We start from the raw sequence: 22,094 nt of genomic DNA, 5'->3' as shown, positions 1-22,094 counted from the left end.
TGCCTTAGCTGCTCCGTACATACGAATGGTAAGAGGCCAGCCGGAACGTCCCGGCTGGCCTCTGCTTCCCTTATTTTCTGACATAAAACTGGTCAAGCAGTCCAGCTGCTTCGCCGCGGCTGTTCCAAGCCGCTGTTACATAGGGGGTGCCTCCTGCCTGAACGCGGCTGATCCATGTCTGTTCAGCAGCAGCGCGGTGCATGAGCAGCGGCTCTTTTGTATCCGATGCTGAAAAGCTTTGATTCAGCACCCACCAGGCAGGCGTAATGCACGCCCGCTCCAAATCCTGTTGGAGACGCTCTCCCTCCAGGACCGGTGTAGCTTCCGGAAGACTGACTAATAAAACCTTTGTATACTGCGGGTCGCGAAGGCGGGGCAGCAGCTTTTGAACTGCTTCTGATACGTTGCCTCCCTTTCGTTCCACCTCCCGATGATAAGCCTCCGCTGCATCGAGAAGCAGAAGCGTATGGCCGGTCGGTGCGGTATCAATCACAACAATATCATCTGCAGCCTCGTCTACAATTTCAGCAAATGCCTGAAAGACAGCAATTTCCTCAGTACATGGCGAATCCAGATCCTCTTTCATAAATGACAGCTCGTCTTGTGAAAGTCCGGCTCCCGCTTCTCTGAGCACCTTCTCCTTATAGGCTTTCGTGACTTCTTTAGGGTCCACAGCACTTACCGTAAGTGAGGCGGGACGCTCGCTGCCTATCGCCTGCTCCACGTGAGCAGCCGGGTCCGTCGTAGTTAAATGAACGCGATGTCCCGTCGCTGCAAGTGCAGAAGCAATCGCAGCTGCTACCGACGTTTTACCAGTGCCGCCCTTTCCCATCGTCATAATCACGCCTTTTTCCATTTGAGAAAGATCCGCTGCAAGCAGTTCAAGCCCGGGCTCCGAACGGAAACCTGCCACCTCTTCCTGGAAGGCTGCTTCTTTGTCAAAGAACGATCGAAGTGCTTCAAGTCCGGTCACGTTATGAGGCTTCAGCGGTATAAAAGAAGCCTGATCCGTGTCTGTTTGCGTCAGTGCTTCCTGCTGAACCCGCTCAAGCTGCACGGCCGTTTCATCTCTGGTCCTGCGCTCAAATACACCGTTGATCAGCAGCTGCTGACTGTTGATTCCAAGTTCACCTAGCTCTGCTCCTGCCCGTTGCGCTTCGGCAAGGCTGCCCCTGTCCGGACGTGCAACGAGAATCAGCTTTGTACGTTTTGGGTCTCCAAGCACCCGGACAGCTTCTGCGTATTGTTCCCGCTTAGAAGCTAAGCCAGAGACCGGACCAAGGCAGGAGGCACCGTGCTCGTTTTCATCGAGAAATGTTGTCCATGCCTGCGGCAGCTGCAACAGACGAAGGGTATGCCCGGTAGGAGCTGTATCAAAAATGATATGGTCATAGGGGGAGGTCTTATCTTTGTTCGTCAGCAACTGGGTAAACTCGTCGAATGCTGCTATCTCGACTGTGCATGCACCGGACATCTGCTCCTCCATCGAATCAACAGCCGACTGCGGAAGCAGGTCCCGGTATGGCCCGAGCACTCTCTCCCGATAAGCCGCTGCCGCCTCCTCCGGATCCAGATTAATAGCGGACAGACCTGATACGCCAGGAACTGCTGCTGTTTCATGTCCGAGATCCATGTCGAATACGTCCTGAAGATTAGAAGCAGGGTCCGTACTTACGATTAACACCTGCTTGCCTAGGTCGGCAAGGCTGACAGCAAGTGCCGCAGCGGTGGACGTTTTCCCTACTCCTCCCTTACCTGTTAAAAATAGATATGGAACCGTTAGATCAGTCGGGTCAAATTGCTTCACGTTCAACACTCCTTCGGCCGCGTTTACAGCAGGTCAACTTTTGTAGATGGAGCCTTACTTTGCAACTCTTTTTCTTCGACATCCAGAAAAGCCGCCAGCTCGCTTCTGTCCGGATAACGTCCGTTCATCACCAATTCTCCATCTACTGTTATCGCCGGCAGTGCATCCGCTCCCTCTGTATCGAGCAGCTGTTTCACAGCGCTGTTTTCCACAAAAGGCTGAGGCTCCTGGGCAAGATTATATCGTTCCATATCAAAGCCTGCTTTCTGAACATCCAGATGCAGCTTGGCCATTTTTGTCAGTGCCGGATCCACATCCGGTCCGCATACGCCAGTTGAACAGCAGAGAGCAGGATCAAATACACGAATTTGTTTTGTCATGATACATCATCCTCCGTCTTTATGTATATAAGCAATCATTTATATACAGAGTGTAACGCACCCTTCATTAAAACGCAACCGGCTCCCTGCCATTCAGGCTCTTCTTTAGTGAACAGGCTCAAACTGCTGTTTTAATGGACGAATACCTTACCTGCTAAAAAAGGAGCTGTCAGCTGAGCCCATTCCCTTCCTCAAAGAGGGTGTCGCACATACAAGAGTTTTCAGCCATTAGAACGTTGCCGATACGTTGAAAACTGCCTGCCGCAAGATGCGACAGGCAGTTTCAGCTGCTATTAGTTTGGCAGGTACGCCAGCATGGAAGTGGCGATGGTAAAGTAAATCATCAGGCCGATTACGTCGTTCAATGTTGTAATAAACGGACCGGATGCGACTGCCGGATCAATTTTCAGCTTGTTAATAATCAGCGGAATCGTCGCTCCGACAACCGTTGCGATGCTCAGCGTGATAAAGATGGACGTACCGACAACACCTGCAAGGACCCAGTTTCCGTATAAAAATGGAATGAGCACCATGATGGTGACAGCGCAGAATAAACCTAGATAAACACCGGTTCCGAATTCACGCCGGATCATGCCGCCAATCTGTCCACGCTCTACATCGCCAGTTGCCAGCCGGCGAACGACAACAGCGAGCGCCTGTGTACCTGTATTACCAGCAGAGTCCATAATCAGCGGAATGAAGGCAGCAAGAATTACAACAGCTTCCAGTGTTTCTTCAAACTGATCGATTACGTTTGCCGTAATCAACCCGAGGAACATGAGGGCCACAATCCACGGAGCCCGTTTCTTAGCTGCTGTAAAAGAAGAGATTTTAGCGTCGAGCGAGCCGCGCACAGCGGAAATCTCACCAAAATCCTCTTCCGTTTCTTCTTCAACAACATCTAAAATATCATCGACGGTGATGATCCCGACTAACGTATTCTGCTTTGTTACAACCGGAACAGCAAGAAAGTCGTATTTTTTAATAAGCCGGGCAACATCCTCCTGATCCTCTTCAGCGTCGACGGATACAACACGGGTACTCATCGCATCCGCCACCGTATCCTCCGGCCTTGCCGTAATCAGATCCCGAAGTGACACAACGCCTGCGAGTTTATCTTTGTCGTCGACCACGTACAGGTAGTAAATCGTTTCTGCGTCCGGTGCTTCTTCGCGCAGACGCTCCATCACGTCTTTTACCTGATCGCTTGCACGAAGCGCAATGAATTCCTTAGTCATGATGGCCCCGGCTGTTTCTTCTTCGTATGCCATCAGTTCCCGGACTTCTTCCGCTTCCTCCTGCTGCATAATGCTCAAAATTTCAGTTGCTTTGTTATCTTCCATTTCTGCAAGAAAGTCAGCAGCATCATCCGCATTCAGCTCATCAAACATGTTTGCTACATACAGCTCATCTACCGTTCGAATAAAGTGAGCCTGGTCTTCTGCCTCCAGCTGCTCGAAAATCTCTGCCATTTCAGCCGGACTGAGAACGGTATGAATAAACTCCTTCTGTTTATCGGTGAGCTCCCGGTAGATCTCTGCCCGGTCTGTCGGATGAAGATCCATCACCGTCTCGTGCACCTTCAGCGTCTGCTCTTCATCGATCTGTTGAATGATATATTTCTTATACTCTTCGCGAGTATACGTATTGAGTTTTACCATGTGTCTGCCTCCTTATCAAAAGGAGCACTTTCCACAAGCAGGGAAAGCGACTCCCTCTATTGTTGTTGTTTTTTTACCCTCTGTGAATAAACATGAATCGGGGTCCATCTTTCCCCACTCCTTTCCTTGAACCTGCTTTTCAGCTGAATTCATCAAAAAAAGCACCCTCCACAAATAGAGGGTGCCTTGAATACGCACTCACATATACCGGCAAAACTGCCGGTACTCCCCCTATCGTAGAGCTTTAGCACTGTGCGGCATAGGGATGTTCCCAGCTGCGTTAAAAACCACCTTAAGTCGATGGTTTCTGTTGACCCATTGGCGTCTCTGGACGTTTTTGGGCAGCAGCGTATCTCCTGCACAGGAGCCTCACCTAACGAGGTATTCAGCTGATATTCTTATGAAAATGTAGCATGGGCAGTTTCAAGGTGTCAACCATATCCTTGAAAATATTTTGCCATTGGCAACATTTTTCTATCTAACCAAAAAACAAAATCAAGACAGAAACTGTCAGGCAGTAGGCTGCAAAATAAATCAGGCGGCCATTCGTGACCAGATTAATAAACAGTTTGATCGCAAAAACGGATACGATAACAGAAGCTATAAACGATATAACATACGGCACGAACATGCCAGGAGCTGTCATAGCCGCATGCATTTCCGGAATCATAAACACAAGGCTTCCGATACTGACCGGAATGGATAAAAAGAAGGAAAATTTCAGCGCCGTTTCCGGACTCACTTTTCGGGCAAGTGCCGCTACGACCGTTGCCCCGGACCGGCTGATCCCCGGCGCAAGTGCGAGCGTCTGAGCAAGGCCGATAATGACGGTATCCATGACGGTAATTTGCTCATCTGTTTTATCTCCGCGAAGGTTGCGAATGAGCCAGAGTGCGATCGCCGTGATCATCAGGGCAAGCGCGACCATGTGAATCGCCGTCAGTTCGCCTCCGATAAAGTCTGCGAACAGTCCCCCTACGATCACCGCCGGAATCGTTCCGAGCACAATCAGCCATGCAAACCGGAACGAGCCATAGTGCCGGCGCTCCCGCGTCATGACATAGCGGGCAGTGCCGTTGATCATTTCCATCAAATCACGGCGATAGACGATAAAAACGGCAATCAAGGATGCCCCGTTCAGGAAGACCTCAAAATGCAAGTCCGGAACATCGATTCCGAAAAAGTGCTGCACGAGACGTAAGTGGCCGCTTGATGATACCGGAAGAGGTTCGGTCAATCCCTGTACTGCTCCGAGAAAAATGTATTGAAGTAACGCAATAAATTCAGTCATATGGTAAAGTCAATTCCTCCTGTATAATGAGTGGATGCGTACGCACTGGCGTACACGTTACCAGATTTCAGGCAAATTAGAAAGGGGGCGCATGTATGCATCCCATTATGTTACTGGCCGTCTTTATTGGCGGTATGACAGGAGCGGTCTCACGCTACTGGGTAACCCTGGCATTTTTAGATACCGGCTATCCTTACGGCACCATTATTGAAAATATCAGCGGCAGCCTTGTGCTTGGTGCCCTCACCGCCTGGACGCTGTTGAAGCCTCTGCCTGCCTGGCTTAAAGCAGGCCTTGGCGCTGGCTTTTGCGGGAGCTTTACCACGATGGCAACGCTCGCCTCTGATACCGTTCTGACGGCCGGACTGAGCGAAACCGCACCAGTTGTGTACTTGGCTGTCTCTATTTTCGGAGGACTTGCTGCTGCGGCAGCAGGCTTTTTCGGAATGTACTATGTAGCGAAACGAAAGGAGGGAGGAGGATGATTTTGCTGACGGCACTCGCCGGAGGTATTGGTGCGCTTTTGCGCTACATGATTGGCGTCCTGTTATCCGACCGGTTTACGAAAAGCAGTTTTCCGATTCCCATGCTTGCAGTGAATTTGACCGGTTCTTTCGGTCTTGGCCTTTTTCTAGGCCTTTATCTTGGCTATATCCCGCTGGATGCATACGAAGACCCTGTTTTTTTAATAGTCGGAGTCGGCTTTTTCGGGGCATTCACGACATTTTCCACTTTTGCAGTTGAAACTATTACACTGCTGAGGCGCGGGGCCTGGATGCCGGCCCTCTGGTATTCCTCTATCACCATCATCGGTTCACTCGGTACGTTTCTATTTGGTTTCCTTCTGGCAGGTCCTTCTTAAGGAAACGACAAAAAGGGCTGCCTGTGCCGGATTTTAAAACGTCCGGTGTGGCGACCCTTTTTTCTTAAGACCGGCTGCTTATTCCTCGCCGACGATTTTCGCTTCCAGCTCCAGCTCTACACCGAAGTTTTCCTTCACGGTACGCTGAACCATATCAATTGTTTTCAAATAGTCTGTCGCTGTGGCACGGCCTTTATTCACGATAAAGCCTGCATGCTTCGTCGACACTTCCGCATCTCCAAAGCCTTTTCCCTGCAGGCCGCTGTCCTGAATCAGTTTCCCGGCAAAGTATCCCGGCGGACGTTTAAAGACACTTCCGACAGACGGATATTCAAGCGGCTGCTTCGATTCACGCTGAAACGTCAAATCATCCATCTTTTCTTTAATCACGCCTGCATCACCTTCAGCCAGCTGAAATACCGCTTCAAGTACGATATAGCGCTTGCGCCCGATAATACTTTTACGATAGTCCAGTTCAAGCTCGTCTTTATGAAGACGCTTGATCTGTCCTTCCGGCGTAATGACCGTCACATGATCGATGACATCCTTTACTTCACCGCCGTAAGCGCCGGCGTTCATGACCATCGCGCCGCCGATCGTGCCCGGAATACCGCAGGCAAATTCAAGACCTGTCAGGCTGTAGTCCAGTGCTCGGCGGGAAGCTTCCTTAATATTAGCTCCGCCCTGCGCCTTCAGCGTCAGCGACTGTTGGTCAACCGTAATCGACTGAAGATGTTTAAAGTGCATAACCAGACCGCGGATGCCGCCGTCTCTGACAATTAAATTGGATCCATTTCCAAGAATCATAAATGGGATGTCAAACTGCTTTTGAATCGCTACAACTTCTGCTGCCTGTTCAAACGTTTCCGGCGCTGCAAATATATCAGCGCTGCCGCCCATTTTCGTCAATGTATGGTTGCTCATCGGTTCGTTTCGTTTTACAAGCCCGTCTCCGAGTACTGATGCGAGCCGTTCATATGCGGCTTCTGTATGATTAATTTTATTTGTCATTGTAATCCCTCACTGCTTATTGCGTAAATTCACTTGCATTACTATCCTTTTCATTCTAAACAATTACAAGCCATTTGCAAAGGCTCTTTCGCAGCATACGCAGAAATGTTATCAGACTGCAATAGGCAGACAGGCGAAGCCTGTGGTAGTCTGGAGGAAATGAAAAGCTATTGGAGGCTACTGCCATGTATACCGTATTTTCTACGTTTCACGTCCCCGAAGAGAAAGCGGACGAAGTGATCGGCATTTATCAGAACCGTTCGCGTATCGTCGATAATGCCCCGGGGTTTCTCGATTTTCTGCTGCTGCAAAACGATAAAAAAGCCGGCGAGATTACCGTACAACTGTTTTTCGATACGAAAGAATCGTATATGAATTGGGTTCGCGGGGGAGATTTTAAGCGAACTCACGATCTTGAAAAGAAATATCCCGATCAAGAGCTCGCCTCGATTATTCCTTCCGTATCCCAGCATAAGGTGGTGGCTACATGACGCTCACCGCTGACATTATCATCGATCGCGTGACAAAGCGGATGTATGAGGCTGATCCTGAACTGCTTGAAAAATACGGTGAACGTGGTGTCGAAAAGTGCCGCGAAGACAACCATCATCATTTGAAACAGCTTTCTGCAGCCTTTACGGTAAACAGTGAAGCCATGTTCGTTGACTATGCCCACTGGCTGAACGGCATCCTGACGCGCCACGGAATGAGTACAAAACATTTAACGGATAACTTTTTATTTCTGGAGGATGCGATGCAGGACGATACGTCTGAGCGCACGGCGAGTTACTGCCGCTATCTCCAGGCTGCCCGGACAAGCTTAACGTCAGAGGATTAAATCACCAAACAGCCCGCAGCCTGATTGGCCTGCGGGCTGTTTCATGTTAGTCATGAACAATCTCCAGCACTTCTCCGCTGTACGCATCGATGATCACATCAGCCTCACGATCAGCGGCTTCATTTTCTACCTCGATTTCATAAACGAGCCGCCCGTTCTTTTCTTCCAGATCTATGTCATCTACTTCGCCTTCAAAAGCTTTAACGGCGAGAGCAGCTGCTTTATCACGGTCAATCGGATCGACCGGGGCCGTTTCCTCAAGCGTAAACAGCTCGATGTCCCCGCTGTAGGCATCAATTTCCAGCCGGCCTGTCGCTCCATCTTGAGAAAATACGACATCGTACACGTTCTGTTCCCCTTCTTTCAGCTCCATTTCAGTGATCACAGCTCCAGCAGCTGTTTCAGATACGATCGCTTCAACATCAGCTGACTCCAGCTTTTCCAACTCTTCTTCTTCCTGTTGTTCAAGCCCCTGTTCACTCACTGGATCAAACGACAGCACCTCCCCGGTGACCGGATGCAGGTCAATCTGATAAGTCCCGTCAGCTGCAGTCAGCTGCATCGTATACGTATCTTCAAGTGCCTGAAAAGCTGTTACTTCCCCTTTGTAGCGCGATTCCATCATGTCGACTGCTTCCTCTGCATGCAGAAGCTCCGGATCATTTCCAAATAGTCCGTACATTCCTGCCAGGAAAGCACCACCGCATAAAAGCGGCAGCGCTTGCTTCACTTGCTTTTTCATCTTAATGGTCCACGTAAATGACTTCACCAGTGAAGGCATCCACATAAACATCCACATCGTCATCTCCGTACTCTACTTCTACTTCATAAACGAGCATCCCGTTTTCCCGTTCCAGCTCTATATCATCAACGTGTCCCTTGCCTACGTGATTAAGCGCGATATCGGCTGCTTTCTGAGAAGAAATCTGTTCATTGCTGTTCCCAGACTCATTGGTTTCTGTGTGCTGCTCCTCGCTTGCTTGGCTGCTGTTCCCTTCTGTCATGTAGCCGCGGATGTCACTTTCGACATGAATGACTTCGCCGGATTCAGCATCAATATACACATCTCCGTCTTCGTCGAAAATTTCTACTTCCAGCTCATACACATAACGGCCATTCTTTTTTTCAAGTTCGCGGTCATCAATCGTGCCTCCGTCAAAAAGGCTCAGCGCTGTCTGCTCTGCTTCTTCAATGGAAATGGCAACCTGCTGTTCTGCTCCTGTACCGAGTAAGTCATCATCTACCTTTACGACTTCACCAGTATACGCATCGACTTTAATATCATAGTCATCGTCCATGTAGTCGAGCTCGACCTCATAAACGAGTCTTCCATTTTCCGTATCCAGCTCCACTTCATCCAGCTGGCCATCGACAATAGTCTTCGCGGCATCGACTGCCTGCTCCGGCGTAATGCGATCACTCTCATCCGCTGCGGAGTCTGTCTGTTGCTCTGTGTTGTTTTGCTCTGTCTGATTGATCTCTGTCAGATCAGCTGTCGGTTCATCACCAGCCAGTGCAAATGCGGATGTTCCTCCAATAATCGAAATCACTGCGATCGAAAGCATTGTTTTTTTCATGATACTCGCTCCTTTTTTGTAAGTGTTTTGTTGATCTGGTTCTACTATATCCAGTGGAGATGAGAACATCATGAAGAAAAAATGAGAATTCGATTAGAATGATATGATTTTTTTCTCAGACAATTGCTTTATGAGTATACTTAAATAAAAAACCGCCTTTGACCGGGGCCAGAGACGGTTTTAGCATCAATCATCGTATATAACGGAGAGCACCTCGCCGGTATAGGCATCAATGATAATATCTGCATCGACACCCGTTTCATCGTTTTCTACTTCGATTTCAAAGATAAGTCTTCCGTCTTCTTCTTCAAGATCGATATCATCCACGTCGCCCTCGTGCTCTTGCAGTGCAATCTCTATCGCTTCGTCTTCCGTAAGCGGCTCCAGCGCAGCCTCTTCCTCAAGGGTAAACAAGTCCACTGCCCCGCTGAAGGCGTCAATCTCCAGCCTGCCGCTGCGGCTGTCCACCTGAAACGCAACATCATAATAGGGCGTCCCGCCTTCTTCATGCAGGTCAACGGCAGTTATATCCATATCACCGGAGACGGTTTCTTCAGTTATGGCGCGTACCTCTTCTTCGGTCAGCATGTCCGGAGATGCGGCTTCGTCCGTTTCCTCCAGCACCCTCGTCTGCTCCAGTGAAAGCACCTCGCCTGAAACTGGATCAACGAGAGCTTCGTATTCTCCTGAAGCTGTCGAAAAGGACGCATGGTAGCCGTCCGCTTCCAAATACAGGTTCGAAACATCAGCCTGATACCGATTTTCAAGAGCTTCTATTACAGCACTCCCTTCCAGTTGTTCTTCCTGTTGAAAGAATAAAAAAAGGAGAGCGGCTAAGGCAGCTGCTGCAGCCGCAGGTATAAGAATCAGTCGTATCGTTTTTCCAGTCATGCCAGCCCCTCCTCCGGAAACAGAACCGTAAACGTTGTTCCCTGCTCAATCACGCTGTCGACATAAATCCGGCCCTCGTGTGACTCTGTGATCTCCTTTGCGATAGACAGCCCGAGACCGGTACCTCCGCTCGCTCGTGTGCGCGCCTTATCGACCCGGTAAAACCGGTCGAAAATATAGGGGATATCCTCTTCAGCAATGCCGATTCCTTTATCAGCGACTGTACAGGTTACTCCTTCGGTCTGACGTTCAACGGTGACCGATACATCTTCTGAGCTGTATTTCAGCGCATTTTCAATCAGCAGATAAGCCAGCTGCTTCAGCTGCAGTTCGTTTCCTTCAATAACCGCTGTATCGTCTGTCTTCACATGTACCGGTCGACTGTAGGCAACGGACAGCTGTCTGGCAGTGTCCGCAAAGACAGGCCCCGGCCGCACCGGCCCCTTCTCAACCGCTCTGTTTTCACCGGACGCAAGCGCAAGCATCTGATTGGTCATCTCTTTCATTCGCTGCGCTTCTGAAGTGATGGCGTCAACCGCTTCATCAACGACTTCCGGCTTATCACGGCCCCGGCGCTTTAATAGCTGCGCATAGCTGTCAATGACTGTAAGCGGCGTCTTTAATTCGTGTGAAGCATCCGAAACGAACTGCTGCTGCTTCTCATAGTTTTCCCGCAAAAGATCAATCATATGATTAAATGTTCGTCCCATATCTGCGAGCTCGTCTTTTCGTTTCGTTTCCAAATCAATTTTCTTAAAGGTACCTTGTTCTTCAATCTGTTTCATCGTGGCCACAAGTGCCTGCACCGGCCGCAGTACAAACCGGCTGAGCGATCGTGCCGCCAGAAAAGACGGCAGTACGATCACAGCTGTCGCCAGGAGCAGCACGAACCGCAGAATCTGAAGCGTTTCTTCGTACATCGGCATCGGCTCAGTTACTTCAAGTGTGACGACTGCTCCTTCCTCCCACAGCAGCGGAACCTGAGCCGATGCATAGGAAGATCCCGCAAAATTAAAGACTCGGGTTGTTTCTCTTCCTGGCTGCGGGTCCGTAACCGGAATGGTGGCAAGTTCCGTATTTTGAGTGGTCACGGTCAGCAGACTGCTCCCCTCCGGGCTGATCACGCGGATCATGCTGTCTCCGGAAACGTATGATTCCAAAAAAGAAGCCGGATTTTGATCTGGCTGCGAGCTGACAGCTTCGGTCATCGTGCGCGCCTGCTCAAGCGTCCGGTTCTGCTCCCCTTCCAGCAGGTTTTGCTGAAACACAAGGTAGATGCCGATATTGACTGCAATTAAAATAAGCAGCAGCAGCCCGGTGGAGTAAAGCGTCATCCGCTGTGCAAGCTTCATTCCGACTCATCCTTCAGCACATAGCCGACTCCGCGCACCGTATGCACATAAGAACTGTCAAACGGCTTATCCAGCTTCTGACGCAAGTAGCGGACGTACACGTCGACCACGTTCGTTTCCCCCGCGTAGTCAAATCCCCACACCCGGTCCATAAGCTGTTCCCGGGAGAGGACCCGGTACGGGTTTTCCATGAAGTATACGAGCAGGTCATACTCCCTTGGTGTAAGCTCCAGTTTCTCGCCGGCCCGCCGTGCTTCTCTTCGTGGAATATTGATTTCCACATCTTGAAACGACAGCTTTTCATCCTGTTTATCGTCCTGCCCGGCCCCATTCCGTCTTAACAAAACTCGCACGCGAGCCAAAAGCTCTTCCATATCAAACGGCTTCGTGACGTAGTCATCGGCCCCCTGATCGAGGCCCGTCACTTTATCCACAGTTGCATCCCGTGCTGTCAGCATGAGAATCGGCACCTGCTTTTGTTCTCTGCGAATCCGCCGCAGCAGTTCAATCCCGCTTAAACCAGGCAGCATAACGTCTAAAATGTAGAGCTGATAGCGTTTATCCTGTATCGTCAGCCACGCATCCATTCCATCATGAACGGTGTCTGCTTCATATCCTTCATACTGTAACTCCAGCTGCAGCACTCGAGCAATCTTTTCTTCATCTTCCACAATTAATATGCGCTCTTTCAAGGTGACTCCCCCAGATCGTGACGTATCGTTTCTTTAGTCTTACTCTTTTTTGCTGAAAAAAGCAACTGCCTCCATCCGCTGAAGCCTGTGCGCAAAGGGGCAGAGTAAACTAATCAAACAGCTGCATCGTCAAAAGCCTGCCTTTTCGGGGCACTGTTCAGACAATTTTTCACTATCGACTCCCGTCATGAACAGGGTTAATGAAAAAAGACGGAGGCACCGGAACATCGCTGTCCAGGTGCCTCCAAGTAAAAGACGTTACGCTTTCTGCTTTTTCAAAGCCCTTCCGGCAAAAGCCGTATAGAGCGCTGGTACGATAATGACGGTCAGTACCGCTGAAAACAGCAGACCGGCAATGATGGAAATAGAGAGCGGCTGAAACAGTACATCTCCGCTCAGTGCGACAGGCGTCAGTGCGCCAATAGCCGTGAATGCAGTCAACAGAATCGGCCGTAAACGCACACGTCCCGCTTCAATGACAGATTCATGCAGCCCCATGCCTTCTTGGCGGCGCTGGCGGATGAATTCCAGCAGCACAATCGAGTTTCGGACAACAATCCCGGCAAGGGACACAATTCCGAGCAGTGCGGTAAAGCCGAGCCCGGTCTGCGTGACGAATAGCCCGACGATCGCGCCTGATGCGGCAATGTGTACCGTCGACAGCACGAGAAACGGCATAGCGAGGGAGTAGAACTGAATCGCAATGACGATATAAATCAGGAACAGCACAAGCACAAACAGTGTTGCCAGCTCCAAAATGAAATCAGTCCGCTGCTCGGTTTCCCCGCCGAGACTGATCGTATAGTCATCACTGTAGTCTGTTTGCACATCGGCAATAATGCTTTCAATTTCCTCCTCCAGTGCCTGGTCGTCCCCTTCGCCCGGGAAAACGCGCACCGTTACGGTCCGTTCTCCGCCGTCACGGATGATTTGTGGAATTTCCTCTGTTCGTTCTTCACTTACAAGTGTATCGAGTGTAAGCAGCTCCGGAGCCCCGGACTCTTCCATCTGCTCCATACTCGGTACTTCGATTTCACTGATATCGATATCTTCTCCCTGCGGCACTCGGTCGAGGGCGAGCTGAAGGTCTACGGTTTCTTCCGCTGAACGGAATGTGAGCAGTGGAATGCCTTCTGTACGAAGACCGATCTGTTCACTGATGTCAGCCGGTGTAAGTCCATTTTCTTCGAGTTCGTCACGATCCGGCTCGTACACGAGCGTCGGACGTCGCGGACCGAGATCATCGAGTACTGTCCCGCTTTCCGGAATCTCGCTGATCTCCTGCTGCAAATCGCTGCTGATGTCCATGAGCGTGTCAACATCCGGACCCTGCAGCGTCAGAGCGATAGGCGCTCCGACAGGCGGACCTGCCTCAATCGTTCCAAGTTCAATTTCTGCATCAGGAAATTCTTCCTGCAGCGGCTCTGTCCAGCGGTCGATCGTTTCCTCCGCCGACTGGGCCTCACGCTCCACCCGCAGCAAAATATTTCCTGTTTCTTCTCCGGTATTGTCCAGGCCGTCACCAAACAGAGGCGGCAGCCCGTCTCCAGCGTAAACAGCTGTTTCATAGACGTTTTCATCTTCAGCTGTGATCATCGTCCGCATATCCTGCAGCACATTTTCCGTCTCTTCAAGAGACGTTCCTGCCGGCATGCGCAGTTCTACTGTAACTTCATCCCGATCCGTACTTGGGAAAAAGACAACCGGAATGAACGGAATCAGTGCATAAAAGGCGGTAGTAACGACAAGTCCGGAAATAGCCACCTTCCAAGGATGACGGACTACTTTTGCGAGGATTACATCGCTGTACCAGTCAGCGAGCCGGTTAAACTGCCGCCCCAGGATACCGTCGACTTCTGCCCGGTGTGAGCCTGCTTTCTTCACAAGCTGCTTTCTCCGACGCCAAATCAAGAAAATCGGTACGAATGTTAATGCGACAATGGTCGATGCAAGAATCGTCGTAATCAGCACAGTTGGGAGCGCCCGGATGAAGTTTCCGTTTGCGCCTGTGATAAATACGAGCGGCAAAAACGTAAAGACAATCGTAAGCGTCGAAACGATAATCGACGTACGCACCTCTCGCACGCCTGTCAGTGCTCCTTTAACCGGGTCCAGTCCCTCCCGGTATTTGTTTCGAATATTATCGCCAACCACAATGGCGTCATCAACGAGAATTCCGAGTGCCACAATCAGTCCGATAATCGAAATCTGGTTCAAGTCGACACCTGCAAATGGCAGCGGAATCAGCCCGATAAACACAGAGGTCGGAATCGCCAGCGCCACGATCACGGCCGATGAAATATTCAGTCCAAGCAGCGTCACGACAATAACTGAAATCGCGGCGAATAAAAAGGAAAGCGCGAGATCACCAAATATTTCATCTACAATGGTCACCTGTGTATAAAACAGGTCCAGCTCCACACCGCCAGGCAGCTGTTCGCCAAGCTCATTCATCCGCTCATCCACTGCGTCATGCAGGGTAGGAATATTGGCTCCTTCTTCCGGAAAGACGGTGAAGGCGAGTGCCGGGGTCTGTTCAAATGTAATCAGGTCATCCGGGACATCGAGATCAATGCCGACCTCGGCAATATCCTCTATGTAGACCCGATCGCCGTCCAGATCGTTCCCTACAAAAATGGAGCCAATCTCATCAGAGCTCTGCAGCGTCGAAAGCTCCAGCTGTACGTTTTCCCCGTCAGCCTGCTGAATACCCAGCGGCTGCGGATTCAGCTCACCCCCTATGGCATCAATGACGTCCGGCAGCTGCAGGCCCGCGTCAAACAGCTCATCTGCATCAACATCGATCAGCAGCTGCTGATCCGGAAAGCCTTTTATGCCAACGGAGGCTACATCATTAATCGATTCAATTTCTTCTTCCCAGCCTTCGATCAACTCGCGAAGATCGTACAGCTCTTCATAGTCATCGCCGAGTATATGGTAGCTCGACAGCCCTCCAAGCCCTTCTACCTCAGCAAATTCCGGTTCTGCCGTATCCGGAAGTTCACTCTCTGCCTGCGCAACCGCCTGCTGGATTTCTGTGAAGACTTCGCTCCGGTTAACCCCGTCCTCCAGCTCCACAGTAATGGTCGAAAAGCCGGAAGTCGAAACTGACTGAATCTCGGCAATACCGTCGATTCCTTCAACAGCTCCTTCGAGCGGAACGGTTACCTGCTGCTCTACCTCTTCAGGGGCACCGCCGGGATAAGGCGTCGATATGTTAGCAACGTCGAACGAAATCTCTGGAATTTCCCGCTGTGGAAGTTGAAAAAGGGTCAGTACCCCCAACAGGATAAAAATACTGATAAACATCATCGTAATTTTCGGTCTCGATATAATTTTGTCAATCATGCTGATGCCCTCCATTTTTATGACGATAGTGTCATTTATAACTATAAGCAATAAGCGGCTTTATGAAAAGCAGAATGTACTGCTAAGCAGAAAGACCGCTTCGGATCAGCTTATACACTTCGTCCGCCCATGCCTCCTCCGACTCATGCCGGAACGGAATTTGAACCGCTGACATAACAAAGCCGGCCAGTGTGTCCAGCGGTACATCTTCCCTGACGCTGCCGCGCTGCTGCTCTTCAATCAGAATATCTTTAATCTTGGAACGCATTTGCTGCAGAAGTTGAAACATCGCTTCTACGCTTTTTTGAACCTTTGGTGATGCTTCCTTATCAATATACGGCATCACCTGCATCATTTGATGGATGTTCGCGTATCGTCCCCAGAGCTGAATCAGAGCGTGTACCGGATTGCCTGCGTGGCTGGCCCGGTCCATGTTTTCAACGACCTGCTCGAGCAGATGGACCATAAAAGCCGTGATCAGCTCTTCTTTTTTCGAGTAGTAATTGTAGATGGTGCTTCTAGCCACCCCAAGCCTTTCCGAAAGTGCTTTGAAGTGAAAACCGGCGTAACCGGACTCCAGTATCAGCTTTTCTGTTTCCTGGAAAAGCTGCACCTCATCGATTGTTTTCGCTCGTCCCATCTTCAACGCTTCCTTTCCACCCCTAAACTAACGTTCTATACCCTGTACCGGTCCATTTTAACCCTCTGTTTCAATTCTTGCAAAAGAACTTGAAGCAGCTCCATTGCCAGACGGAAGGGTGACATGCTATGTTTTGTATGTTCACTTTTTCACTCATTATGATAACAGGAGGAACATAGATGAAGAAAGCAGTTTTGACAGGCGCCGGAGCGGTTCTGCTCCTCTCTGCCTGCGGTACAACAGATGATGCTTCCGGATGGGAACAGATTGAAGAGGAAGGCGTGCTCGAGGTTGCAACCTCCGGCACTCTGTACCCTACATCATTCCGGGATGAAGATTCCGATGAGTTAACTGGATTTGAAGTAGAGGTTGTCCGAGAAGCAGCCGAGCGCCTTGATCTTGACGTCGAATTTACGGAAATGGGCTTTGACGGGATGCTGACGTCTATCAACAACGGACAGGTCGATCTTGCTGTCAATGATATTGACGTTAATCCGGCACGGGAAGAAAATTTTCTCTTTACTGATCCGTATAAATTCTCATATGGAAGCATGGTCGTCCGGGAAGACGATCTTTCCGGCATTGAAACGCTTGAGGATTTAGAAGGAAAACGCGCGGGAGGTGCTGCTACTACGATTTACATGCAGATCTCCGAAGAGTTTGGCGCTGAGGGTGTTGTGTACGAGAATGTCACGAACGATGTGTACCTGCGCGACGTGGAGCGAGGCGAAACGGACGTTGTTCTGAACGACTTCTATCTGCAGTCTCTGGCTGTTGAAGCACTGCCTGACATTGACGTTACCGTGCATCCGGACTTGTTCTACCATCCGAATAATCAGGCCATGATTATGGACCTGGAAAATACAGAGCTTCGCGATCAGCTGAATGAGGTGATTGCCGAGATGATGGAAGATGGAACGATCACAGAATTGTCCGAGACTTTTTTCGGTGGCCAGGATGTATCCCAGGAGCCGGATGTCGACTTTGCAGACGATGAAACCTTTATGGATGAAGAAGAAGACCTTGACGAGCTCGAGGAATAAATGGGAAGGGGGAGCTGGCTGTGAGTTCTGTTCGCTGGGAGCACATTTTTGATATTGAGCTTGCATGGAATTCACTTCCTTACGTGCTGCAGGGACTTGGGCTGACGCTGCTCATCTCTCTCGTCAGTATGGTGATCGGACTTGTGATCAGCCTGCTGCTTGCGGTTGCCCGAGCTTCTCCGCGCTTCTATCTGAGATGGCCGGCACGCGTTTATATTTCGTTTATGCGAGGCGTGCCGATTCTCATCATTTTATTTCTGCTCTACTTCGGTTTTCCGTTCATTGGAATCGAGTTTGCTGCCGTTACTGCTGCCATTATCGGCTTCAGCTTAAACAGTGCTGCCTACATGGCGGAAATCAACCGCTCGGCGATCGCCGCGATCCCCCGGGGGCAGTGGGAGTCCGCCCGCTCACTTGGATTCACCTATCCGAAAATGATGCGCCGGATCATTCTGCCGCAGGCTTCACGAATTGCTGTTCCGCCGCTGACAAACGTGCTGCTCGATTTAATTAAAGCATCCTCTCTCGCTGCGATGATTACGGTTCCGGAAATTTTCCAGCTTTCGCGGATTGTAGCAGGACGAGAGATGGATTACATGACCATGTTTATTCTTGTAGCGCTGATTTACTGGGCAGTATGCTCCGTAATGACGCTTTTGCAAAATTACCTGGAAAAGCGATACGAGCGCTACGGCGCTTTATAGCAGCCAGACGAAAAGCACCGTCTTCCCAGTCAGAATGGGGGACGGTGCTTTTTTACATCCGGTCTCGATCCAGATCTTTTCCTGCTGAACTGCTTTTTTGCTCAAGCAGCGCGATCACCCGCTTCATCTGCTCCGCCTGCAGGTCTGAGTTTTTCTTCAGCTGATAAACCCAAACAATCAGCAGAATGGCGAGAATGAGCGGCAGCAAAGAAACGGCGATGAAAAAAAGCATGCCTAACGCGCCTGCCATTTCCATTCGTCATCTACTCCTTCCGAAATTTGTCTTACAGCTCTGTACCCGGACTGTCCCGGTTTAAAAACCCGCCTTCAGAATGAAGCACCTGCCCGGTGATCCAGCGAGCCTCCTCTCCCGCAAGCCAGGCGACTGCCCGTGCAGCATCTTCTGGTTCGCCAATACGTTTGTCGGGGAACAGCTCCTTCAGTTCCTCCTTGATCTCTTCCGTCATCCAACCGGTGTCAGTCGGTCCCGGATTGACACCATTTAAACGGATTCCCCGCTTCATCAGCTGGGACGAGATTGAATATACGAGTGTTTCTGCGGCTGATTTTGTTACCACATAGGAAAGCTCATCCGGCATTTGCCCTTTAGACCAGCCGGTTGCAATATTTACGATACTCCCTTTTTCTCCTCGCGGAAGCATAGCCGCAAACGCCTGAATCAGCAGCACGACCGCTCGCGTATTTACTGCATAGTGACGGTCGAGCGCTTCTGCTGTCACATTTCCAAGGTGATCATTAATCGAAACGGCTGCGTTATTGACAAGAACAGACGGCGCCTGTTCCATGGCCGCTTCGGCTTCCTTCATAATCTCCACTGCGGCTTGCGGCCGCTCCAGATCCGCTTCAATCGCTGCTGCCTTCACGCCGTTCTGTTCAAGCTCCCTGATCAATTCATTTACCGTCTGTTCATCTTTTCCCCAGGGCATTTCCGAATCGTAGCTTCCCCACCATGTAAACACAACATGAAAACCATCAGCTGCTAATTTGCGGCAGATAGCAGCCCCAAGCCCTGCTCTCCTGCCTACCCCTGTAACTAACGCAACGTTTGTCATCCAACCCCTCCTAAATCCTTTATTTTCCATTTATAGCTGTAAAAAAGCGGGATGCCTCCGCATCCCGTCAGAGTGTTGATAACATCATTTTAGGTAAATAAGGTTGCATCTGCCTGTATCTGCGGACCCTCGCTTTCCGGAGGGAACGGGCTCAGCTAACCGCTTCCTTCTTCCGTAGGAAGCGCTGGATCTTCGCCTCGTTCTGATCCTCCAGGAGTCGAGCTCCTTCGATGCCGGCAGCTGCAGTGCGTTTCACGTGCCTGGTTCGGACTGCACGATTGGCTTCCATACAGATAGAACCTTCCCGATAAGACGTTTCGATGTTGAATAGGGGGTGTCCGTACTTCATCGTATTCATGATAAACGGAAAAAAGCAGTCGCGTCTGTCGTGACGTTGTTCTCAAACAAGCAGAGCCGTTTTCCCATTGTGTCCGGCGGAGGCGCAACAAGCAGTCTGAAGATTTCGTGCCGTTCAGATCTGCGAATGGCATCCACGCACGAGCGGAGCCGGACTGGCTCTTGAAGGCTTCTTGTGAGAAGCCTGAGTCCGCGTGAAGCCGCGCCATTCTCCCGTGCCTTTCTTCCCTCCATACAGGGTCCCCCTGAGAAATAGCTGAAGGCCAGCCCGCGGCAGGCTAGGTAAACAGAGGGGAAATACAATCAAGCGAATAAACATGTAAGTGGAAAGACTTTTTCAACAGCCTGGCGGGATGCCTCCGCCTCCCGTGTCGTTCCTTTTCTGAGTGAATCAGGATAATGCATTTGTCAGCGGTGGTACGATCTGCTTTTTACGGGAAACGACGCCTTCAAGCACCGCTTCGTGATCGTTCAGCGTAACGCTGAATGCTTGTTCAACGGCTTTCTCTTCTCCGCCGGCAGTAAGGAGGACGGAATCGTTGGAGAGAATATCCGTAACAGCCAGCGCAAACAGACCGTAGCTGTTGCTGGAAACTTCCTGCTCCATTGCTTGCAGCACGTCTTCTTTTCGATTCAGCACATCCGCTGCATCTACAACGTTTACCTGAGCCACCTTGACCGTGTGAGCGCCCATCGTGAATTCCTTCGCATCCATCGTCAGCAGCTGATCAACTGATTTACTGCTCATGTCAGCACCGGCTTTTAGCATGTCAAGTCCATATTCCTTCAGATCGACCTGTGCTGTTAAAGCAAGCTCTTCTGCTGCACGCTTATCTTCCTCTGTGCACGTAGGTGATTTAAACAGGAGAGAGTCGGAGATAATCGCTGAAACCATTAAACCCGCCACTTCTTTACTGATGTCTTTGTTGTGTTCCGCATACATTTTTTTCAGGATCGTTGCGGTACAGCCTACAGGTTCTGCCCGGTAGTAGAGCGGCCCCTCTGTTTCAAAGTTGGCAATCCGGTGGTGGTCAATCACTTCTGCCACCTGCACGTCCCGGATGTCATCGGCGCTCTGCTGAAATTCATTATGATCGACGAGAATAACCGTATCCACTTCATCCGATACACGCTCGACGTGACGCGGAGCTTCTATCCCGAAATGATCGAGCGCATACTGCGTTTCTGCTCCCACTTCTCCGAGGCGGACTGCTTCCACTTCTTCACCAAGCTGCTTTTTCAAGTCTGCATAAATAAGCGCTGAGGCAATCGTATCCGTATCTGGATTTTTGTGTCCAAAAATGAGCTTCTTTTCTTTGTTCATGAAGACCGCTCCTTTAGTAGTAGCTGTAGTAATGTTTCCCGCTTCATTTTATCATTCCTGATCAGAGCAGACCAGACCAACGGTGCAGAAACCTCGACCGCCTTTTTTATGGGAGCAGCAGGGGTCAGCTGACGAACAGCCTGGAGACAACGCTTCACAAGCTTGACCAATCGTCCAGCACACAACTCTGAGAGCTTTGCAAAAGATGAGTCCTCATCCGGCAAAAAAACTCCCCGGCAAGCCGGAGAGCTTTATCATTCATCTTCCATAGGGACGGTGTCTACGAGCGGAGCTTCGATAATGTAGCGGTCCGGTGCTGGTCCGATAAACGTGAACGGATAGCACGTCGTGAGTGTTAAAATCGGTTCCTCTTTATCCACGATAACGGTTCGGTCTTCGGCGTCCGTAATCCATGTTTTATCGATTTCGTATTCATACTGGACGCCTTCAAACTGGATATACATACTGTCGCCGTCTTCGAGTTCGCCGAGCTCTCGAAATACCGTATCACGATGTCCAGACAATACGGTATGTCCCATGCCGTCTGGCGGAACGGTAAAATCACCTTCGTGGTAGCCGACCCCCTGCTTCAGCGTTTCATCGTCTGTACCCCAATAGATTGGGTACTTCATATCGACCGCCGGAATCAGCAGCCAGCCAATGTCATCTCCATTGTCATACTCGTCGTACACTCTCGGTTCTCCAGGCTCCGGCGAATCAAAAGCAGGCGTCGGCAGCTCAGCTGATTCATCCGGTTCAGCCTCTGCTTCAGCACTTTCTTCCGGCTCGGGCTCCGGCTCCTGCATGACAATATCAGCCGTATCCAGTGCTTCACGACCGGAAGAGCTTTCTGTGGCCCAAGCGTAACCGTTCCAAGCTGCTCCGGCGAGTCCGCCTGTAATCAGCAGCACTGCAATTTTTTTCCGCATGCTTCCTCCCGCCCTTCCAAAGACGATCGTCCGAATTCATGGTTTCCGTCAGTGCACCTCTCCGCAAAAGCCTTTTCGGAAGTGATGGGTGCCATTCTGGATTGAGTATACCATATTTCGGTATTGAAAGCAGACATCCTGTACCTGCGCTCTTTCACAGGTGGTCCCTGCTATACTGGAGCAGCGCTCGACAGCAGGGCTGCGCTGCAGCTCACAGTCGCGGCTGCCGCATATATCGGTGAAACAGCTTCTCACTTGTGAAACATGGTTTCACAAGTGTTTAACTTTCTGAGGAAAAGCATTAATCACGCTCC

Annotated in this window: 23 protein-coding genes and 1 riboswitch; of the genes, 6 read left to right on the top strand and 17 right to left on the bottom strand. The window is 50.4% G+C overall.

Annotation, left to right across the window (positions count from 1 at the left end; genetic code table 11):
- Positions 1 to 70: 70 nt before the first annotated feature.
- The 4 genes from arsA to ACFO4L_RS06075 form a co-directional block, all read right to left on the bottom strand.
- On the bottom strand, positions 71 to 1,807 hold the full coding sequence (arsA, locus tag ACFO4L_RS06090; protein WP_377908807.1) for an arsenical pump-driving ATPase: 1,737 nt from the start codon (positions 1,805 to 1,807) through the stop codon (positions 71 to 73).
- A 23-nt stretch (positions 1,808 to 1,830) separates the two neighbouring features.
- Positions 1,831 to 2,187 carry an arsenite efflux transporter metallochaperone ArsD gene (gene arsD, locus ACFO4L_RS06085; RefSeq protein ID WP_377908806.1) on the bottom strand — a complete coding sequence of 119 codons (357 nt, stop codon included), beginning with the start codon at positions 2,185 to 2,187 and terminating at the stop codon, positions 1,831 to 1,833.
- 293 nt (positions 2,188 to 2,480) lie between these two features.
- Positions 2,481 to 3,848, bottom strand: coding sequence for a magnesium transporter (mgtE, locus tag ACFO4L_RS06080; RefSeq protein WP_377908805.1), 1,368 nt, complete (start codon positions 3,846 to 3,848; stop codon positions 2,481 to 2,483).
- 222 nt (positions 3,849 to 4,070) lie between these two features.
- Positions 4,071 to 4,236: riboswitch (M-box (ykoK) riboswitch) on the bottom strand.
- A 90-nt stretch (positions 4,237 to 4,326) separates the two neighbouring features.
- Entirely contained in the window at positions 4,327 to 5,139 is an 813-nt protein-coding gene (locus ACFO4L_RS06075; protein ID WP_377908804.1) for an undecaprenyl-diphosphate phosphatase, read from the bottom strand.
- A gap of 95 nt (positions 5,140 to 5,234) precedes the next feature.
- Here ACFO4L_RS06075 and ACFO4L_RS06070 point away from each other — a divergent pair, with 95 nt between their 5' ends.
- Complete coding sequence (locus ACFO4L_RS06070; protein WP_377908803.1) at positions 5,235 to 5,624, top strand: fluoride efflux transporter FluC; 390 nt, start codon at positions 5,235 to 5,237, stop codon at positions 5,622 to 5,624.
- Positions 5,621 to 6,001 (top strand): fluoride efflux transporter CrcB, encoded by a 381-nt coding sequence (crcB, locus tag ACFO4L_RS06065; RefSeq protein ID WP_377908802.1) that lies wholly within the window; start codon positions 5,621 to 5,623, stop codon positions 5,999 to 6,001. The genes ACFO4L_RS06070 and crcB overlap by 4 nt, the downstream gene beginning before the upstream one ends.
- Positions 6,002 to 6,079: 78 nt before the next feature.
- Here the strand turns inward: crcB and murB are convergent, their stop codons facing one another.
- Entirely contained in the window at positions 6,080 to 7,000 is a 921-nt protein-coding gene (gene murB, locus ACFO4L_RS06060; protein WP_377908861.1) for a UDP-N-acetylmuramate dehydrogenase, read from the bottom strand.
- A 197-nt stretch (positions 7,001 to 7,197) separates the two neighbouring features.
- On the opposite strand from murB, the gene ACFO4L_RS06055 reads away from it, so the two are divergent.
- On the top strand, positions 7,198 to 7,503 hold the full coding sequence (locus ACFO4L_RS06055) for an antibiotic biosynthesis monooxygenase family protein (protein ID WP_377908801.1): 306 nt from the start codon (positions 7,198 to 7,200) through the stop codon (positions 7,501 to 7,503).
- Positions 7,500 to 7,850: a hypothetical protein gene (locus ACFO4L_RS06050; protein WP_377908800.1), complete on the top strand. Its 351-nt coding sequence runs from the start codon at positions 7,500 to 7,502 to the stop codon at positions 7,848 to 7,850. The genes ACFO4L_RS06055 and ACFO4L_RS06050 overlap by 4 nt, the downstream gene beginning before the upstream one ends.
- Positions 7,851 to 7,896: 46 nt before the next feature.
- On the opposite strand, the gene ACFO4L_RS06045 is transcribed toward ACFO4L_RS06050, so the two are convergent.
- The 7 genes from ACFO4L_RS06045 to ACFO4L_RS06015 all read right to left on the bottom strand — a co-directional run bounded on the left by ACFO4L_RS06045 (position 7,897) and on the right by ACFO4L_RS06015 (position 16,350).
- Entirely contained in the window at positions 7,897 to 8,619 is a 723-nt protein-coding gene (locus ACFO4L_RS06045; protein ID WP_377908799.1) for a PepSY domain-containing protein, read from the bottom strand.
- The gene (locus ACFO4L_RS06040; RefSeq protein ID WP_377908798.1) at positions 8,594 to 9,427 is read right to left on the bottom strand and encodes a PepSY domain-containing protein; all 834 of its coding nucleotides are present in this window, start codon (positions 9,425 to 9,427) and stop codon (positions 8,594 to 8,596) included. The genes ACFO4L_RS06045 and ACFO4L_RS06040 overlap by 26 nt, the downstream gene beginning before the upstream one ends.
- Before the next feature lie 186 nt (positions 9,428 to 9,613).
- Positions 9,614 to 10,318, bottom strand: coding sequence for a PepSY domain-containing protein (locus ACFO4L_RS06035; protein ID WP_377908797.1), 705 nt, complete (start codon positions 10,316 to 10,318; stop codon positions 9,614 to 9,616).
- The gene (locus ACFO4L_RS06030) at positions 10,315 to 11,670 is read right to left on the bottom strand and encodes a sensor histidine kinase (RefSeq protein WP_377908796.1); all 1,356 of its coding nucleotides are present in this window, start codon (positions 11,668 to 11,670) and stop codon (positions 10,315 to 10,317) included. Before ACFO4L_RS06030 ends, ACFO4L_RS06035 begins: the two co-directional genes overlap by 4 nt.
- Positions 11,667 to 12,362 (bottom strand): response regulator transcription factor, encoded by a 696-nt coding sequence (locus ACFO4L_RS06025; RefSeq protein ID WP_377908795.1) that lies wholly within the window; start codon positions 12,360 to 12,362, stop codon positions 11,667 to 11,669. The genes ACFO4L_RS06030 and ACFO4L_RS06025 overlap by 4 nt, the downstream gene beginning before the upstream one ends.
- Positions 12,363 to 12,620: 258 nt before the next feature.
- Positions 12,621 to 15,710 (bottom strand): efflux RND transporter permease subunit, encoded by a 3,090-nt coding sequence (locus ACFO4L_RS06020; protein WP_377908794.1) that lies wholly within the window; start codon positions 15,708 to 15,710, stop codon positions 12,621 to 12,623.
- 82 nt (positions 15,711 to 15,792) lie between these two features.
- Positions 15,793 to 16,350 carry a TetR/AcrR family transcriptional regulator gene (locus ACFO4L_RS06015; RefSeq protein ID WP_377908793.1) on the bottom strand — a complete coding sequence of 186 codons (558 nt, stop codon included), beginning with the start codon at positions 16,348 to 16,350 and terminating at the stop codon, positions 15,793 to 15,795.
- Between the two features lie 179 nt (positions 16,351 to 16,529).
- On the opposite strand from ACFO4L_RS06015, the gene ACFO4L_RS06010 reads away from it, so the two are divergent.
- Together ACFO4L_RS06010 and ACFO4L_RS06005 are read left to right on the top strand one after the other, a co-directional pair.
- Complete coding sequence (locus ACFO4L_RS06010) at positions 16,530 to 17,393, top strand: transporter substrate-binding domain-containing protein (RefSeq protein WP_377908792.1); 864 nt, start codon at positions 16,530 to 16,532, stop codon at positions 17,391 to 17,393.
- 20 nt (positions 17,394 to 17,413) lie between these two features.
- Positions 17,414 to 18,097: an amino acid ABC transporter permease gene (locus ACFO4L_RS06005; RefSeq protein WP_377908791.1), complete on the top strand. Its 684-nt coding sequence runs from the start codon at positions 17,414 to 17,416 to the stop codon at positions 18,095 to 18,097.
- A gap of 52 nt (positions 18,098 to 18,149) precedes the next feature.
- Here the strand turns inward: ACFO4L_RS06005 and ACFO4L_RS06000 are convergent, their stop codons facing one another.
- The 5 genes from ACFO4L_RS06000 to ACFO4L_RS05980 form a co-directional block, all read right to left on the bottom strand.
- Entirely contained in the window at positions 18,150 to 18,353 is a 204-nt protein-coding gene (locus ACFO4L_RS06000) for a hypothetical protein (protein WP_377908790.1), read from the bottom strand.
- 28 nt (positions 18,354 to 18,381) lie between these two features.
- Positions 18,382 to 19,170: an SDR family oxidoreductase gene (locus ACFO4L_RS05995; RefSeq protein WP_377908789.1), complete on the bottom strand. Its 789-nt coding sequence runs from the start codon at positions 19,168 to 19,170 to the stop codon at positions 18,382 to 18,384.
- A 354-nt stretch (positions 19,171 to 19,524) separates the two neighbouring features.
- Positions 19,525 to 19,761 carry a hypothetical protein gene (locus tag ACFO4L_RS05990; protein ID WP_377908788.1) on the bottom strand — a complete coding sequence of 79 codons (237 nt, stop codon included), beginning with the start codon at positions 19,759 to 19,761 and terminating at the stop codon, positions 19,525 to 19,527.
- A 157-nt stretch (positions 19,762 to 19,918) separates the two neighbouring features.
- Positions 19,919 to 20,851 (bottom strand): manganese-dependent inorganic pyrophosphatase, encoded by a 933-nt coding sequence (locus tag ACFO4L_RS05985; RefSeq protein WP_377908787.1) that lies wholly within the window; start codon positions 20,849 to 20,851, stop codon positions 19,919 to 19,921.
- 254 nt (positions 20,852 to 21,105) lie between these two features.
- Positions 21,106 to 21,780: a class D sortase gene (locus tag ACFO4L_RS05980; protein ID WP_377908786.1), complete on the bottom strand. Its 675-nt coding sequence runs from the start codon at positions 21,778 to 21,780 to the stop codon at positions 21,106 to 21,108.
- Positions 21,781 to 22,094 lie beyond the last annotated feature (314 nt).

The organism is Bacillus daqingensis (assembly GCF_042654445.1).
Classification (GTDB): Bacteria; Bacillota; Bacilli; order Bacillales; family Salisediminibacteriaceae; genus Alkalicoccus; species Alkalicoccus luteus.
The sequence above is the reverse complement of the archived record's forward strand: the minus strand, read 5'-3'. Positions and strand labels throughout refer to the sequence as shown.